The organism is Cellvibrio sp. pealriver (assembly GCF_001183545.1).
Classification (GTDB): Bacteria; Pseudomonadota; Gammaproteobacteria; order Pseudomonadales; family Cellvibrionaceae; genus Cellvibrio.
The window spans coordinates 472,836-489,867 of record NZ_KQ236688.1; the positions used below are offsets into that span (position 1 = coordinate 472,836).

Sequence of the window (17,032 nt, forward strand, 5' to 3'; positions counted from 1 at the left end):
AGATTGGTGAATTGTGAAAACATTATGCATTCATAATCGCTTAACTCATCCAAAAAATACGCTGGGATATACTTGCGCCCATAAAATCGTGGGCGAGAAAATATTATGCAATCAAGAAAAATCCGTTTCTTTTCATTAGCAAGACCACAGCGTCTTTTAATGGGTGTTTTTATATTGTTGGGCATTGTCGCACTCGTCTGGTTGTTTGTGATTCGCGAGGATGATAATCGCGTAATCTACACCACAGAAGCTGTCACTCGCGGCGATATTGAAAATTTGGTGACGGCGACAGGCACCTTGCAGCCGCAAGATTATGTCGATGTGGGTGCACAGGTGTCGGGGCAGTTAAAAAAATTACACGTAGATGTTGGCAGTGAAGTCAAAGCAGGTGATCTGCTCGCTGAAATTGATGCAACCGTGTATGCCGCACGTGTGGATGCAACGCGCGCATCCCTGCGCACCCAGCAGGCGCAATTGTTGGATCGCGAAGCACAGCTTACGCTGGCGAATATCCAATACGAACGTGAAAAAAATCTGTTTAAAGAGGAGGCGACCACGCGGGAGTCTGTGCAAACTGCTGAAGCCAGTTTGAAATCGGCGCAGGCGCAGCTTAAAGCCTTGCAAGCACAGATCGAACAAACGGAATCTACGCTGCGTGTGGAATCTGCCAATTTAAATTACGCAAAAATTTATGCGCCTATCGATGGCACTGTGGTGTCTATTACATCGCGTCAAGGACAAACGCTTAATACCAACCAGATGGCACCTACCATTATGCGCATTGCCGATTTGTCTACCATGACGGTGCAAACGCAAGTATCTGAAGCGGATATTGGAAAATTGCGCACGGGAATGGAAGTGTATTTCACCACACTAGGCAGTCAAGGTCGTCGCTGGTACAGCAAATTGAATCGTATCCAACCCACACCGGAAATTCTTAATAATGTGGTGTTGTATAACGCCTTGTTTGATGTGCCCAACGAACATCGCTTGCTCATGACACAAATGAGCACACAAGTCTTTTTTATTGAATCCCAAGCAAAAGATGTGTTGCTAGTGCCTATGTCGGCGGTCAGTTTTGCGCGTCCAACTGAAATGCGCCCACAAAACGATTCAGCCAACAGGACAGCACCGACAGAAGAGCAAAGAGCTGCATGGAAAAAACGCCGAAGTGAAATGAGCCAAGGAGATGATAAATCTTCACCCAGTGCGCGACCGGCAATCGTTAGAGTCATGAATGGTGATGGCGATATTGAAGAGCGAAAAGTATTGATAGGTGTTACCAATCGCGTACAAGCGCAAATTGTAGAAGGCTTGACTGAAGGTGAAAAAGTAGTGAGCGGAAGTTCGCGCTCGGGCCAGCAAAAACCGGTAGCAGGAATTGGCATGGGCGGCCCCGGTATGGGCATGGGTAGACGTTAATGAGCGCTGTCAATTCTATTCAGCCGTTGATCAAACTGGCGGGCGTTACCAAAACCTTTCGTAATGGTGAAATTACCACACAAGTGTTGCACGGAATTGATCTTGAAATTTACCCCGGTGAATTTGTAGCGATCATGGGGCAGTCAGGATCGGGCAAATCCACGTTAATGAATATTCTCGGTTGTCTTGATCGTGCCACAACGGGCGATTATTTTTTTAATGGAAAAAATGTAGCGCATTTGGATGCCGATGGCCTTGCGCAATTGCGCCGTGAAGCATTTGGTTTTGTGTTTCAAAGTTATAACTTGTTGGCGGGTGCGACTGCCTGCGAAAACGTGGAAATGCCCGCAACCTATTCAGGCATGACATCAGAGGCGCGCCGCGAGCGCTCTATTGAATTGTTGGGTTCGTTAGGTTTGCAGGAGCGATTGCATCATCGCCCTAATCAATTATCGGGCGGGCAACAGCAGCGTGTTTCTATTGCGCGGGCGCTGATGAACGGCGGCCAGATTATTTTGGCCGATGAGCCAACCGGTGCGCTGGATAGTCACAGCGGCAAAGAAGTGATGCGCTTGCTCAAGCAGTTATCAGAGCAAGGGCATACCATTATTCTGATTACCCACGATGCAGAAGTCGCGCAGCATGCTCATCGCTTAATTGAAATTCGCGATGGCAATATCATCGCTGACCCCGGTGCCATTGTTGCGGAAAAACGTTCACCGGAAAAACACGTATTACAGGGTGAGTCCCCGTTTAAAACAGAAATTTTTGAGGCGACCAAAACGGCATTTCGCTCGCTGCGCAGCAATGTGTTCCGCACTATTTTAACCTTGCTCGGCATTGTGATTGGTGTTGCATCGGTGATTGCGTTGATGGCTATTGGTGATGGTGCAAAAAAATCTGTTGTCGATAGCATCAGTGCGATGGGCAGTAATTTATTGTTGGTGCGGCCAGGTGGCCCCAATCAGCGTTGGCGTTGGGATTCTGTCACGCTAGTACCTGAAGATGTCGATGCGATTGCAAGCTTGCCGCATGTTGCCGCTGCACTGCCTGAACTCAACGGCAGCTTTACACTGCGCTACGGCAATGCGGATCACACGACTGAAATTAATGCCACCGCCGCACAATTTCCTATGGCTCGTAAATGGGATGTCGCGCAAGGCACGTTTTTTACCGATGAAGACAACACGCATTACGCCACTGTTGTGGTGTTGGGAAAAACCGTTGCGACCAAATTATTTTCCGATAAAAATCCAGTGGGCGAATTTATCATCATCAACAATGTGCTTTTTCAAGTAATTGGCGTGATGAGTGAGCGCGGTGCCGATCCGGGTGGGCAGGATCAGGACGATAAAGTGTTTGTGCCTTTTAATACCGGTAGTTTGCGTGTGATTGGTCAGCGCTTTTTGCGCAATATCACTATCTCTGTTGACGATGAAAAAAATATGGAAGAGGTGCAAACCCGCGTGCACGCCTTGTTGATGGAGCGTCACGGCACTGAAGATTTTCAAATCAGAAGCATGTCATCGTTAATCGATATGGTGTCTGAAACACAAAACACTATGACGTTCTTGCTGGGTTCTATCGCCGCGATTTCATTATTGGTGGGCGGTATAGGGGTAATGAATATTATGCTAGTGAGTGTGACCGAACGGACACGTGAAATTGGTGTGCGTATGGCGACGGGCGCACGCACGCGAAACATCATGCAACAATTTTTAATTGAGGCATTGGTAGTGTCAGCGCTTGGTGGAGTTATCGGTGTGGTTATAGGTCTTGGTACCGCGATGTTAATTGCGAATATTGGTACGCCCATCGCCTATTCATTTGGCCCGGTAGTGATGGCATTTAGCTGTGCATTTATGACGGGTTTGTTGTTTGGTTATTTACCTGCGCGCAAAGCGGCTCAGCTTGATCCCGTTACCGCTTTGGCGACGGAGTAACGATGATGAAAATACAAAAATGTGTGTCAGTAATAGGATTAATTTTCGTTATTACCGCCTGCACATCCGCGCCCGTACAACAACCGGATATCCATTATGCAGAACATTATTCGGTTGGGGCATCGCAGTCTGGTAGTGATAAAAATGTCGATGTAAAAAGTGTTGATGTAAATTGGTGGCAAGCATTTCAGTCGCCCGCATTAAATGAATTGATACTCGCTGCCCAGGTGCAAAGCCCTGATATATTAATGTCGGCCGAACGCGTCAAACAGGCTGAGTTACAAATGCAGATCGCAAATGCGAGTTTGTTTCCTTCACTAAGCGCCAGCGCATCCATCGGAGAGTCCCGTTCAAAACCGGATGGTGCCAATACTACGCGCAGTGAATCAACACGCGTGGGTGCGAGTATCAATTATGAGGTGGATTTGTGGGGCGGTATTGCGGCTGGGCGAGTGGCGGCAAAAGCAGGATATGACGCTATCCGATTTGATCAGGATGCTGCGCGCTTAAGCATCAAAGCGGCTATTGCTAGTGGTTGGTTCCAATGGTTGGCGCTGCAAGAGCGTATTGCGACAGCGAATAAAAATATTGCGATTGCCGAACGTGTGCAGAATATTGTCGATGCCCGTTATCAAAACGGTGTTGCAACAGCAGCCGATGTTGCGCAGCAAAAAACCAATTTATTAAATCAACAAGCTTCCCTTCTTCCTTTGCAATTGCAAGCGCGCCAAACACAATCAGCATTGGCAATTTTAGTGGGCAAAACGCCACAGGAATTTTCGCTCGCGGTTGAACAATTACTCGCGATACAGGTTCCGCAAATCGCGGCGGGCACACCGGCTGATGTGATCACGCGCAGGCCGGATCTGGCAGCGAGTGAGGCTGATTTACGTGCAGCCAGCGCGAACATTCAGGCTGCGCGCACAGCGCTATTGCCGGGTATTAGTCTGGGTGCCAACGCAGGAAAATCAGCGAGCGAATTATTGAGTATGAACCCGGTTACCCAGACCTCCGGCTGGACGCTATCACTTGCGCAATCGCTGTTTAATGGTGGGCGTTTAATCAATCAGAAAAAATTGAGCGAGGCGCGCCGCAGTGAATTGTTATTGCAGTATCACAAATCGATATTAATTGCGCTGCAAGAAGTGGATAACGCATTGGTTGCGGCCGATGTAAGCCAGCGCCAGGAAGTAAGCCAACAAAATATCGTTGCTAATGCCGAGCGCAGTTTGCGTCTGACGGAAGCGCGCTATCGTGCAGGCAGTGAAGATTTGCTATCGCTGCTGGATGCCCAACGCAGTTTTTTTCAAGCGCAGGATGCGTTGGTGCAACAGCGCCTCTCGCGTTTGAATGCTGCAGTGGATTTATATAAATCCTTGGGTGGCGGCTGGCAATTGGCGCAGCAAAGTAATCAATAAATTTTCTATAACAATATGACGGCCGTGTTGGATGTAAAAATCTATTCAACATTCACCTATTTTTTAACAGGCTTGGGGATATAAAGTGCGAAACGTGTTATTCCAGATTCACTGGTTTTTAGGTATTACTGCCGGTGTAGTATTAGCAGTTGTTGGTTTGACAGGCGCGTTGATGAGTTTTGAGCGGCCAATAATGGATGCTATTAGCCCGGATATTGTTTCAGTGCAGGTGGTAGGCGAACGGCTGACACCCGATGCCATTGCCGAACGTTTTCGCGCGCAGCGCGCAAATGCCCGCGTCGAACAAATCACACTATGGCCAGAAGCAGAGCGCAGCGCATTGGTTCGTGTTGCGCCGCCACCTGGCGAGCGCCGTGGCGATGCGGTATACATCAATCCTTACACTGGTGAGTTGCTCGGAAAAATCCGCGGCGAACAATTTTTTCGCACTGTGCGCTCGCTGCATCGCTGGTTATTAATTCCATCTGAACCCGATGGAATTAATATTGGCCGCCAAATTACCGGCTTCAGCGCGCTCGCACTGGTTTTTTTTGCGTTGTCTGGATTGTATTTACGCTGGCCGCGCCGCGCGTTGAATTGGCGCAATTGGTTTCGCATTGATTTTAGTTTAAAAGGGCGCAATTTTTATTGGGCATTGCACTCAGTCATTGGCACTTGGGTATTAGCCATTTATTTATTGTTGGCATTGACTGGCCTGACATGGTCGTACAGTTGGTTTAAAAATGGTGCATCGGTTTTATTAACCGGTGAGCCCGTGCAAGAGCGCCGTGGCTTTGGTGGGCCTGGTGGTGGTATGGGCGGGCGAGAAGGGCGCGGTGGCATGGGTGATTTGCATCAGGCGCATTCAACCCACATTGCTGTTGATGCTGTGTGGAAAAACTTTGCAATTAAGGCTGGCAGTAATTTTAAATTTGCGAGTATCAGCTTCCCCCGTTCGGAAAAAGAGCCAGTCACCATTAACTATGTCACGCCCGATGCAACTAATGACCGGCAGCGCAGTGTAATGAGTTTCAATGCGATAACAGGCGAATTGGTGAGCGATCAACCCTATACACCTCTTGAACCGCTCGGCAAGCGCATCATGCAGGGTATCTATGAATTGCATACGGGCGAGTGGTTTGGTACCACAGGATTAATCATTAATATGATTGCGTCGTTGTTGATGCCGTTGTTCACCATCACCGGATTCTTGCTGTATTTAGATCGTCGCAAAAAAAAGCGAAACAGTAAAAACGCTGCTGCAGGTGTTGGTGTTGTGCATACAGATGCCGACTACTGGATTGTGTATGCAAGCCAAACGGGCACTGCCGAACAGCTTGCATGGAATACGGCCACAATTTTGCAATCGGGCGGCATCAAAGCCAGTGTAAAAAATATTGCTGCGCTGGATAAAGCCACGCTTGAGTCGGCAAAGAAAATACTGTTTCTGGTTTCCACTTTTGGCGAAGGTGAAGCACCGGATGCTGCGCGAGCCTTTGCGCGAAAATTTCTGAAATCATCGTCACGATCATCATTGGCGTTATCGCAATTGCAGTTCGCGATTTTAGGGCTGGGCGACAAACGCTACAGGGATTATTGCGCATTCGCTGTACAAATCGAATCCTGGTTGTTATCAAATGGTGCAAGCCCGATTTTTGCGCGTATTGATGTTGATAACGGTAATGAACAGAGCATCTACCAATGGCAACAACAGATTGCTGATTTGAGCGGTGTGAAAAATGTTACGGCTTGGGCAGCGCCTGAATATGAACGCTGGCGATTGCAATCGCGCGAACTATTAAATGCAGGCAGTGTGGGTGCAGGCGTTTATCGCGTGAGTTTACAGCCATCCAAGCCGGGCAATACTCACTGGCAAGCGGGTGATATTTTGGAAATCAAACCTCACAACAATTTTGAATTGCCGCACCGTGAGTACTCCATTGCATCGCTTCCAACGGATGGTGTTGTTGATTTGGTTGTGCGTCAGGCGTTTAACGAGAAGGGTGAATTGGGTTTGGGTTCCGGCTGGTTAACAGCGCAGGCAGAAGAGGGTGGTGAGATTCTGGCGCGCATTCGTGTGAATCCATCGTTCCATGCACCACAATCCGATAGCCCTTTGAGCGATACCCCCATGATTTGCATCGGTGCGGGTACGGGCATCGCTGGATTGCGTGCACATCTGCATGAGCGCTACTTAAAAGACCAGCAACACAATTGGCTTATCTTTGGTGAGCGTCAACGCAACAACGACCGCCTTTTTGCGAATGAGTTGGATGTCTGGAAGGTGTCAGGTTTCCTCACCGAATTTGACGAGGTTTATTCGCGTGATGGTGAAGGTTATGTCCAGGATGTGCTGCGCACCAAGCAACAACAATTGAGCGAATGGTTGGATCGCGGTGCTGTCATTTATGTCTGCGGGAGCATGGCGATGGGTGCAGGTGTGCAGCAAGTATTGCTCGACATATTAGGTGAAACCGGATTGCAACAATTGATCGATAGCCGGCGTTACTGTCGCGATATTTATTAATTGGTTCGGGCGATCTCACGCTCAAGGTTGCCTCGGCTTCCCCAAGTCCCCTATACTCGCCAGCCGTTACAAGCCCCGCACACTCGTAAGTGCGGGCTTTTTTATTTGCGACTCCCGCTTTTTTATCACGTGACCTTTGGTAGGGGTCACCACTGACTGAGGTTTATCATGCCTGTAATTACGCTTCCCGACGGATCCAAACGTCCTTTCGAAAATCCTGTTACTGTCTATGAAGTTGCCACATCTATTGGCGCTGGTTTGGCCAAGGCGACTTTAGGTGGTCGCGTCTATTTAAGTGGTGATACCACAGGTCAACGTGTCGATGCGCATGACTTGATCACTGAAGATGCGAACCTGGTAATTTTTACCCCGAAAGACGAAGATGGTTTGGAAATCATCCGCCACTCTTGCGCGCACTTGCTCGGTCATGCAATTAAACAGCTGTTCCCCGATGTGAAAATGGCTATCGGCCCAACCATCGATAACGGCTTTTATTACGACATCGACCTTGAGCATAAGCTGACCGACGAGGATATCGCCCGTTTGGAAGCGCGCATGCTGGAATTGGCAAAAACTGAATACGATGTCGTGAAAAAGAAAGTCAGCTGGCAAGAAGCCTATGATGTTTTCACAGCGCGTGGCGAGACGTACAAGCTGGAAATCCTCGATCGCGATGTGCCGAAAGACGCAACGCCGGGTCTTTATCACCACGAAGAATATGTGGATATGTGCCGCGGCCCGCACGTGCCCAACATGCGTTTTTGCCTGAATTTTAAATTGATGCGCACCTCCGGCGCTTACTGGCGCGGCGACTCCAACAACAAAATGTTGCAGCGCATCTACGGCACTGCGTTTGCCGATGCCAAGCAGCTAAAAGCCTATTTAAATTTGCTCGAAGAAGCTGCCAAGCGCGACCATCGCAAACTGGCGAAGAAGTTTGATTTATTCCATCTGCAAGATGAAGCACCGGGCATGGTGTTCTGGCATCCGAAAGGCTGGACTCTGTGGCAACAGATCGAACAGTACATGCGTACCAAACAAAACGAGTGGGGTTATCAAGAGGTAAAAACCCCATTAATTATGGATCGCACTCTGTGGGAGAAGTCCGGTCACTGGGAAAACTATCGCGACAACATGTTTACCACTGAGTCAGAAAAACGCGATTTTGCGGTTAAGCCGATGAACTGCCCAGGCCATATCCAGATTTTTAATCACGGTTTACGTTCACACAAAGACTTGCCGTTGCGCTTGGCAGAATTTGGTTCGTGCCATCGCAATGAGGCGTCCGGTGCGTTGCACGGCATTATGCGTGTGCGCGGTTTTGTGCAGGACGATGCGCATATCTTCTGTACTGAGGAGCAAGTCGTTGCTGAGGTTGCTTCTTTTAACCAGATGCTCAAATCGATTTATGATGATTTTGGTTTTACCGATATCGCCGTAAAACTCTCGCTGCGCCCGGAAAAATATGCCGGTAGCCTGGAAACCTGGAATAAGGCGGAAGAAGGTTTGCGCACTGCGTTGCGCGCCGCTGGCTTGGAGTGGGAAGAGTTACCAGGCGAGGGTGCTTTCTATGGTCCCAAGATCGAATATCAAATTAAAGATGCACTTGGTCGTTCATGGCAATGTGGCACCATTCAGTTGGACTATGTACTGCCCGAGCGCCTGGATGCGGAATATGTTGCTGAAGATAACGTACGTAAGCGCCCGGTTATGCTGCATCGTGCTATCCTCGGCTCCTTCGAAAGGTTCCTCGGAATCCTGATCGAACATTACGAAGGTTCCTTTCCTGTATGGCTTGCACCTGCGCAAGTGGCGATCATGAATATCACAGATAGTCAGGCTGATTACGTCAAATTGGTTGAAAAAACCTTGCGTGATAAGGGTATCCGCGTAATTCCGGACTTGAGAAACGAGAAGATCGGCTTTAAAATCCGCGAGCACACAATTCAGCGGGTACCCTACCTGCTCGTCGTTGGCGATAAAGAGGTTGAAAATCAATCACTTGCGGTTCGCACACGGGACGGACAAGACTTGGGTGTAATGAGTCTGGAAGCTTTCATCGAGCACTTGACCGCCGATATAGCGCGTCGAGGCAGAAATATTTCTGCTTAAAAGTGAGTATTTGTACTCAGATGTAGAGAAAGTCAGAAAGATTCGTTCCTATTAATTATTTGGAGATACAACTATCAAACGAGATAACGCTCCCGCAGCCAAAGGCAACTCTAAAAAAGCGCGGATCAACGATCAGATCGAAGCCAAACAGGTTCGTTTAATTAATGCAGAAGGTGAGCAAGTTGGTATTGTTCCCCTGAGTGAAGCGCTTGCCCAAGCTCAGGCTGCCACGCTGGATTTGGTGGAGATCGTTGCTGATAGCGATCCAATAGTCTGTAAGATTATGGATTACGGCAAGCATCTGTTTGAGATCAAGAAAACCAAAGCGGCTGCTAAGAAAAAGCAAAAGCAGCAGCAAATCAAAGAAATGAAATTTCGCCCAGGGACGGAGGAAGCAGATTATCAGGTGAAGTTGAAAGCCGTAATCCGCTTCCTGGAGCATGGGGACAAGGCCAAGATAACGTTAAAGTTTCGTGGCCGCGAGCTTGCCCATCAAGAGTTAGGAATGGAAATGATGCAACGCATCGAGACCGACCTTACCGAGATAGGTACCGTAGAGCAGGCTGCCAAAATGGAAGGTAAGCAGCTCACCATGGTGCTCGCTCCCAAAAAGAGAAAATAGTCGGGCTTTTAGCTGCCTTGATTATTTATATTATTTACCTAAATGTGTGGAGTTCTATCACATGGCAACCAAAGCTAAAGTACACAGTGGCGCGTCAAAGCGCTTCAAAAAGACTGGCGCGGGCTTCAAGTTCAAGCACGCTAACAAAAGCCACATCCTGACCAAAATGACCACCAAACGTAAGCGCCAATTGCGCGGCACCAGCCTTGTTGATGCTGCCGATGTACCACGCGTAAAACGTTTGTTCCGTGCTAACTAATAGCGCTTTTTGAGAATTTTGTAGAGGATTGAATTATGGCCCGTGTTAAGCGTGGTGTAGAGGCGCGTCGTCGTCACAAGAAAGTTTTAAAAGCTGCTAAAGGTTACTACGGTGCACGTTCACGTGTGTTCCGTGTTGCTAAACAAGCGGTTATCAAGGCCGGTCAATATGCTTATCGCGATCGTCGCGTTAAAAAGCGTAATTTCCGCGCTCTGTGGATCACCCGTATCAACGCTCAATCTCGTGCTGAAGGTTTGACCTACAGCCAATTGATTGCCGGCTTGAAAAAGGCGAGCATCGTTCTCGACCGTCGTGTATTGGCTGATCTGGCTGTATACGATAAAGCAGCTTTTGCTGCTGTTGTTGCGAAGGCTAAATCAGCTCTGGCTGCTTAATCGTCCAGCAACCGGAAACCCGAAAGGGTTTTTTGTGACCGCGATGAAAGGGGAAGAGCTTTGTTCTTCCCCTTTTTTTATGCCCACAACTTTGTGTTCGCATATCGATATTTTTATTCATACCAAATTTAATTGGAAAAGCAGATGGAAAATCTCGCTGCGCTTACGCAAGAAGCGCTCAAATTGGTTAACGATGCCCAGGATCTTGCCGCGCTGGATTCTGTGCGTGTGGATTATCTCGGTAAAAATGGCAGCATTACTGCGCTGATGAAAACGCTTGGTAAATTATCACCAGAAGAAAGACCAGCGGCGGGTGCAGAAATCAATAAAGCGAAAGATGCAGTGCAAGAGGCACTGAATTTGCGCAAGCAGCTGCTGGAGCAAGCGGCGATTGATGCGAAACTCGCAAATGACGTGATTGATGTGACTTTGCCTGGTCGCGGTCAGCATACGGGCGGTTTACATCCCGTGACGCGCACTTTACAGCGCATTGAGGAAATTTTTGCTGCTGTTGGCTATAGCGTTGAAGTAGGTCCGGAGATTGAGGACGACTACCACAACTTTGAGGCACTCAATATTCCGTCTCATCATCCCGCACGTGCTATGCACGATACCTTTTATGTGGACGATACTCATGTTCTGCGTACGCACACATCGCCGGTGCAAGTGCGTACCATGGAAAACAAGCAGCCACCGATTCGTGTGATTTGCCCGGGCCGCGTGTATCGCTGCGATTCTGATGTAACCCATTCGCCAATGTTTCACCAGGTCGAAGGTCTGGTAGTTGATAAAAATATCAGCTTTGCCGATTTGAAAGGCACTATGGATCAATTCCTCAAAGCGTTCTTTGAAGCGGATGTTCCGGTGCGTTTCCGTCCATCCTATTTTCCTTTTACAGAGCCTTCAGCGGAAATGGATATTCAGTGTACCCAATGCCGCGGCAAAGGTTGCCGTATGTGTAAAAACACTGGCTGGCTTGAAGTAGGTGGCTGCGGCATGGTGCATCCGGAGGTATTTAAATCCAGTGGAGTTGATCCGGAAACCTATACCGGATTTGCGTTTGGCATGGGCGTAGAGCGCCTTGCGATGCTGCGCTACGGTGTTAACGATTTGCGCCTGTTTTTTGAAAACGATTTGCGCTTCTTAAAGCAATTCTAAAGTTTAATTTGATCGTAGCCCGACATGTAGCTAAGCGAAATGCGGGAATAAAAGTTTAAGCAGATCCAGTCCCGTATTGCGTTGCACTCCATACGGGCTACAGAGACAAGAATATGAAAATCAGTGAATCCTGGTTGCGTGAATGGGTTAATCCGGACGTTGGCACCGATGAATTGGTTGCCCAACTGACTATGGCGGGTTTGGAAGTTGATGCAGTTGAATCTGTCGCCGGTGATTTCACCGGCGTGATTGTGGGTGAGATTATTGGCTGTGAGCAGCATCCCGATGCTGACAAGTTGCGTGTATGCCAAGTAGCTGGCCTTGAAGGTCTCTCGCAAGTGGTTTGTGGTGCACCGAATGCACGCGTTGGTATAAAAGTTCCATTTGCAACCATTGGTGCCAAGCTGCCCGAATTCGATATCAAAAAGGCCAAACTACGTGGTGTTGAATCATTTGGCATGTTGTGTGGACAAACCGAATTAAAAGCCGGTGATGATGATTCCGGTGTATGGGAATTACCTGTAGATGCGCCTGTCGGTGCAAATTTGCGCGAGTATCTCAATCTGGCTGACAAACTCATCGAAGTCGATTTAACGCCTAATCGCAGCGACTGTTTGAGCGTGAAAGGGATTGCACGAGAAGTCGGAGTTTTGAATCGTGCGGTTGTGACTTCTCCTTCAATCCCCGCTGTGCCCGCATCAATTGGTGATGTTTTTCCGGTTTATTTAGATGCAGGTTCCGCATGTAGCCGTTACGTTGGCCGTGTGATTCGCAACATCGATATTACTCGTCCAAGTCCTGCATGGTTGCAGAATAAATTGGTCCGTTCGGGTTTACGCAGTATCGATGCTGTTGTTGATGTGACCAATTATGTATTGATCGAATTGGGTCAGCCAATGCACGCATTCGATTTGTCCACTTTAAATGGCGCGATTCATGTGCGACTGGCGCGTCAGGGCGAATCTTTGGTGTTGCTCGATGAACAGGAAGTTAAGCTTAACGCCGATACCATGGTTATCGCAGATGAGAAAGAAGCGCTTGCCATCGCCGGTGTTATGGGCGGTAAAGCAAGTGCAGTTTCTGCAAGTACACGCGATATTTTCCTCGAAAGTGCCTTTTTTAACCCGCTGGCAATCGCTGGGCGTGCACGCTCTTATGGCTTGCACACGGATTCTTCACACCGTTTTGAACGCGGTGTTGACTACAACCTGCAAGTCGAAGCCATTGAACGTGCAACGCAATTATTGTTGGATATTGTGGGTGGTGAAGCGGGCCCTCTCGTTCATGTCAGCAATGAGCATTTGCCGCAAGAACGCGAAGTGACGTTGCGCAAAGCGCGTATCGTAAGTGGTTTAAGTTTGGAGATGGCGGACGAAGAGGTCGTTGATATCCTGTCGCGCCTTGGATTAAAGCTTGTATCCCAATCTGTCGCTGGCTGGACTTTTGCTGTTCCAAGTTATCGTTTTGATATTTCTATAGAGGCAGATTTGTTGGAAGAGCTTGCGCGTGTTTACGGTTATAACCGTTTGCCTACGCGCAGCCTTGCTGCACCTTTGGATATTGAACCTCATCCAGAAGCAAAAATGGGATTGCCTGCATTACGCAAACACCTGATTGCACGCGGCTATCAAGAGGCGATTACTTACAGCTTTATCGAGCCAAAGCTCTCAGCGTTATTTGACCCAAAGATTGAGCCTGTCATCTTACGCAATCCAATCAGTGCAGATATGGCCGCTATGCGCACTAGCCTTATTCCTGGGTTGGTCAGTGTGTTGCGCCATAACCTCAATCGCCAACAGAACCGTGTCCGTTTGTTTGAATCCGGCCTGCGTTTTGTGCCACAAGCAGATGGATTGAAGCAGGAGCCTATGCTCGCTGGTCTAATTTACGGCAGTCGCGCGCCTGAATCCTGGGCTAATGTTGCTGATATTGTGGATTTCTTCGATCTCAAAGGCGATTTGGAGTCCTTGTTGTCTCTGTCGGGTGATGAAGCTGCGTTCAGTTTTTCGGCAGATACCAATCATGCCCTGCATCCAGGTCAAACAGCGGGTATTTATCGCAACGGTGAGTGGCAGGGCGTAATAGGAGCCTTGCACCCTAGCTTGCAACAGCAGTTGGATATCCCCCAGGCGGTGTATGTATTTGAAGTGCGGTTGGCTGCGCTGCTTGAGGCAAAGATTCCTGCGTTTAATCCGCTTTCCAAATTCCCTGAAGTTCGCCGTGATCTGGCGTTGTTAGTTGACCGTAATCTGGCTTCCGACAAGCTTTTGGCGGCGGTTAAAGAGCAAGCAGGAGAACACCTGAAAAACTTAAAGATCTTTGACGTTTATATGGGCAAAGGTATTGATCCACATAGAAAAAGTGTTGCTATGGGGTTGACCTTTCAGCATCCTTCACGCACTCTTAATGAAGATGAGATCAACGCCTCCATAGACTTGATTGTTCAGTATCTGGGGGCTAATTTTTCAGCCACCCTCAGATAGGGAATAATAATTATGTCGGACGGTGCTCTGACCAAAGCAGACTTGGCCGAGAAACTTTATGAAGATCTAGGCCTCAATAAACGTGAAGCCAAAGAGTTGGTGGAGCTCTTCTTTGAAGAGATCCGTCATGCTTTGGAAAACAACGAACAAGTCAAATTGTCTGGCTTCGGTAACTTTGAGTTGCGCGACAAAAGCCAGCGACCAGGCCGGAACCCCAAGACAGGTGAGGAAATTCCTATCAGCGCCCGTCGTGTAGTGACTTTCCGTCCAGGACAAAAACTTAAGGCACGAGTAGAAACTTATGTTGGAACCGAGTCATAACGACGAACTTCCCGTAATACCCGGAAAACGTTATTTCACTATTGGTGAAGTGAGTGAGCTTTGCGCTGTCAAACCGCACGTGTTGCGTTATTGGGAGCAGGAGTTTCCACAGCTTAATCCCGTGAAGCGCCGTGGAAATCGTCGTTATTATCAACGCCAGGATGTTCTGACTATTCGTCAGATCCGTAGCTTGCTGTACGATCAGGGGTTTACTATTGGTGGTGCTCGCTTGCAAATGTCTAGTGAGGCAAACACATCAGATTCCGGTCAGCTTAATCAGTTGGTAGTTAAAATGATTGATGACTTGGAACATCTACTTGATCTATTAAAAATCAAGTAAGTCATCTGGCACGGTTAATTCAGATTTGTCTGCATTAACCGCTGCTTCGCAGGCTCATCAGATCTTAATTCTTTGATTGCATTAGAAATAAATTAAGGTATTATGCCGAGCCTTCGCGATGCGGGTCGTTCCTGTGTCGATAAAGCAAATATCGGAGCGTAGCGCAGTCAGGTAGCGCACTATACTGGGGGTGTAGGGGTCGTGGGTTCAAATCCCGCCGTTCCGACCAAAACGAAAACAAAAAAGCCCGCATTCGTGCGGGCTTTTTTGTTTGTGTTGACTCGTCCTGAATAAAGTTGACACTTTTCTACTCTCTACTGAGGAAAGTGTTATGAATCCCGTTATTAAACGCACCCAGCGTGATTACTCTCTCGCCTTTAAATTGGCTCTTGTCGATCAAATCGAAAAAGGAGAGATGACTTATAAACAAGCCCAGTCTCGCTACGGTATACAAGGCAGATCTACAGTCTTGTGTTGGCTGCGCAAGCATGGTCAACTGGATTGGTCATTAGGTTTACCAGCAAAAGGCCTCCTCATGTCCGATAATCCTCGCCCTCAAACGCCAGAACAGCGCATCAAAGAACTGGAACAGCAGCTCGCTCTAACCCAACAAAAAGCGGATTTTTTCGAAGCGGTGGTTGATGTACTCAAGCGCGACTATGGAGTCAGCGTGGTAAAAAAGCCGCACGGAACATCATCCAAACGAAAACGTTAGCGGGTTTATCCGTTGTCCGTGGTTGCCAGCTACTCGGCATCAGTCGGCAAGCCTGGTATCAACAATGTAAGCGGGTGCGACAACGAGAAGTGCACACGCAGATACTCCTTGATGCGGTGCAGCGTGAACGTGCATTACAACCCTGCATCGGAACGCGCAAACTACAGCGCTTGTTACAACAATCCGCATTGGTTGTGGGGCGAGATCGACTGTTTGCTTTGCTGCGCGAACATCGCCTGCTGGTTCCCACCAAGCGGGCTTATCACAAAACAACGCACAGCCATCATCGCTTTCGCAAACATCCCAATCTTCTGAAGCCTGGTGAACATCAAGTGATTCCGCAACGACCAGAACATGTTTGGGTGGCTGACATTACCTATTTACCCGTGCATCAGGGCGAGGCCTATTTGAGTTTGGTGACCGATGCCTATTCGCGCAAGATTGTGGGGCATTGCGTCCATGACAATCTGAAGGCTGAGTCAGTAATCGGTGCGTATAAACAAGCACTACAGCAGCGACGCAGTGGTGATGAGCTCATCCACCATTCAGATCGGGGTATTCAGTATTGTTCAGCGCAATACCAGAAATTGCATTATCAATACGGTGTTCATTGTTCGATGACGGATGGTTACGACTGCTATCAAAATGCGCTGGCAGAGCGTGTGAATGGTATTTTGAAAAGTGAGTTTTTGATAAGGAAACCCAGGGATCTTGCAGAAGCAAAAGTGATGGTGGCCGAGTCGATTCGGATCTACAACGAACGTCGTCCGCATCTATCCCTAGAATACAAAACGCCTGATGAGGTGCATCGGGCGTTTGGATAAATCAGTGTCAACTTATTTCAGGACTGGACATGTCCGATCCTGAAATCAGTATTTCGTCTGCAAATAGTCGTTCATTCCCGATTAAGTTTGGCTTTTGCCAATAAGTATTTGAAGCATTCTTGCCACATACTTTTCCGCGTCACTAGACCCGCTTCTTCTTTGGGTTATTAGCTTGTCCTGTTTTCATTTTCTTTCCCTCTATGGCTCTTTCTCTTTTCAAATCCGTTTCTTTTTGATGTCACTTTTTGAGCATTTATTGGCTGGTGTGTTTTCAATTAAACAAAAAACCACCAGTAAATCAAAGTGTTAAAAAACGGCTCACTTTTCTGTTGAAACTGATCCGGCGCATTTTGTGTTTGCCGTCAAAGTGAAGCGACGGTTATTTATGGACGGGTAACTATTGCGTCACTGTCATCGAATACAGATGCCGCCGTAGCAACCTCATTGAAGAGTGCGCGCGGTTGATAGCGGTAAACAAGGAGTGTTTACAGAG

The 17,032-nt window shown here is 48.2% G+C and carries 13 protein-coding genes and 1 tRNA gene; all 14 read left to right on the forward strand.

All coding sequences use genetic code 11. From position 1 onward, the window contains the following. Positions 1-105: 105 nt before the first annotated feature. The 14 genes from VC28_RS01950 (at position 106) to VC28_RS19450 (ending at position 16,539) form a co-directional block, all read left to right on the forward strand. Entirely contained in the window at positions 106-1,422 is a 1,317-nt protein-coding gene (locus VC28_RS01950; protein ID WP_049629173.1) for an efflux RND transporter periplasmic adaptor subunit, read from the forward strand. Next, the gene (locus tag VC28_RS01955) at positions 1,422-3,365 is read left to right on the forward strand and encodes a MacB family efflux pump subunit (protein WP_049629174.1); all 1,944 of its coding nucleotides are present in this window, start codon (positions 1,422-1,424) and stop codon (positions 3,363-3,365) included. The genes VC28_RS01950 and VC28_RS01955 overlap by 1 nt, the downstream gene beginning before the upstream one ends. 2 nt (positions 3,366-3,367) lie before the next feature. Beyond that, positions 3,368-4,783 (forward strand): efflux transporter outer membrane subunit, encoded by a 1,416-nt coding sequence (locus VC28_RS01960; RefSeq protein ID WP_049629175.1) that lies wholly within the window; start codon positions 3,368-3,370, stop codon positions 4,781-4,783. 85 nt (positions 4,784-4,868) lie between these two features. Then, positions 4,869-7,310 (forward strand): PepSY domain-containing protein, encoded by a 2,442-nt coding sequence (locus VC28_RS01965; protein ID WP_082191363.1) that lies wholly within the window; start codon positions 4,869-4,871, stop codon positions 7,308-7,310. A 168-nt stretch (positions 7,311-7,478) separates the two neighbouring features. Then, on the forward strand, positions 7,479-9,422 hold the full coding sequence (gene thrS / locus VC28_RS01970; protein WP_049629177.1) for a threonine--tRNA ligase: 1,944 nt from the start codon (positions 7,479-7,481) through the stop codon (positions 9,420-9,422). A 73-nt stretch (positions 9,423-9,495) separates the two neighbouring features. Continuing rightward, positions 9,496-10,044 carry a translation initiation factor IF-3 gene (infC, locus tag VC28_RS01975; RefSeq protein ID WP_082191364.1) on the forward strand — a complete coding sequence of 183 codons (549 nt, stop codon included), beginning with the start codon at positions 9,496-9,498 and terminating at the stop codon, positions 10,042-10,044. A gap of 61 nt (positions 10,045-10,105) precedes the next feature. Next, entirely contained in the window at positions 10,106-10,303 is a 198-nt protein-coding gene (gene rpmI, locus VC28_RS01980) for a 50S ribosomal protein L35 (protein WP_049629179.1), read from the forward strand. A 35-nt stretch (positions 10,304-10,338) separates the two neighbouring features. After that, the gene (gene rplT, locus VC28_RS01985; protein WP_012488123.1) at positions 10,339-10,698 is read left to right on the forward strand and encodes a 50S ribosomal protein L20; all 360 of its coding nucleotides are present in this window, start codon (positions 10,339-10,341) and stop codon (positions 10,696-10,698) included. Positions 10,699-10,842: 144 nt separating this feature from the next. Beyond that, the gene (pheS, locus tag VC28_RS01990) at positions 10,843-11,856 is read left to right on the forward strand and encodes a phenylalanine--tRNA ligase subunit alpha (RefSeq protein WP_049629180.1); all 1,014 of its coding nucleotides are present in this window, start codon (positions 10,843-10,845) and stop codon (positions 11,854-11,856) included. Between the two features lie 113 nt (positions 11,857-11,969). Then, positions 11,970-14,339: a phenylalanine--tRNA ligase subunit beta gene (pheT, locus tag VC28_RS01995; RefSeq protein ID WP_049629181.1), complete on the forward strand. Its 2,370-nt coding sequence runs from the start codon at positions 11,970-11,972 to the stop codon at positions 14,337-14,339. A gap of 12 nt (positions 14,340-14,351) precedes the next feature. Further along, the gene (gene ihfA / locus VC28_RS02000; protein ID WP_049629182.1) at positions 14,352-14,660 is read left to right on the forward strand and encodes an integration host factor subunit alpha; all 309 of its coding nucleotides are present in this window, start codon (positions 14,352-14,354) and stop codon (positions 14,658-14,660) included. Next, complete coding sequence (locus VC28_RS02005; protein WP_049629183.1) at positions 14,641-15,000, forward strand: MerR family transcriptional regulator; 360 nt, start codon at positions 14,641-14,643, stop codon at positions 14,998-15,000. Before ihfA ends, VC28_RS02005 begins: the two co-directional genes overlap by 20 nt. Before the next feature lie 152 nt (positions 15,001-15,152). After that, positions 15,153-15,229: transfer RNA gene (locus VC28_RS02010), tRNA-Pro, on the forward strand. A 102-nt stretch (positions 15,230-15,331) separates the two neighbouring features. Continuing rightward, a protein-coding gene (locus VC28_RS19450; RefSeq protein ID WP_156184249.1) for an IS3 family transposase occupies positions 15,332-16,539 on the forward strand; the annotation gives its coding sequence in 2 pieces (ribosomal slippage) (positions 15,332-15,674 and positions 15,674-16,539; 1,209 coding nt in all). Positions 16,540-17,032 lie beyond the last annotated feature (493 nt).

Bases quoted from the DNA above. Each gene is read 5' to 3' on its own strand.
- VC28_RS01950 (WP_049629173.1), top strand. From the start codon at position 106: ATGCAATCAAGAAAAATCCGTTTCTTTTCATTAGCAAGACCACAGCGT.
- VC28_RS01955 (WP_049629174.1), top strand. From the start codon at position 1,422: ATGAGCGCTGTCAATTCTATTCAGCCGTTGATCAAACTGGCGGGCGTT.
- VC28_RS01960 (WP_049629175.1), top strand. From the start codon at position 3,368: ATGATGAAAATACAAAAATGTGTGTCAGTAATAGGATTAATTTTCGTT.
- thrS (WP_049629177.1), top strand. From the start codon at position 7,479: ATGCCTGTAATTACGCTTCCCGACGGATCCAAACGTCCTTTCGAAAAT.
- rpmI (WP_049629179.1), top strand. From the start codon at position 10,106: ATGGCAACCAAAGCTAAAGTACACAGTGGCGCGTCAAAGCGCTTCAAA.
- rplT (WP_012488123.1), top strand. From the start codon at position 10,339: ATGGCCCGTGTTAAGCGTGGTGTAGAGGCGCGTCGTCGTCACAAGAAA.
- pheS (WP_049629180.1), top strand. From the start codon at position 10,843: ATGGAAAATCTCGCTGCGCTTACGCAAGAAGCGCTCAAATTGGTTAAC.
- pheT (WP_049629181.1), top strand. From the start codon at position 11,970: ATGAAAATCAGTGAATCCTGGTTGCGTGAATGGGTTAATCCGGACGTT.
- ihfA (WP_049629182.1), top strand. From the start codon at position 14,352: ATGTCGGACGGTGCTCTGACCAAAGCAGACTTGGCCGAGAAACTTTAT.
- VC28_RS02005 (WP_049629183.1), top strand. From the start codon at position 14,641: ATGTTGGAACCGAGTCATAACGACGAACTTCCCGTAATACCCGGAAAA.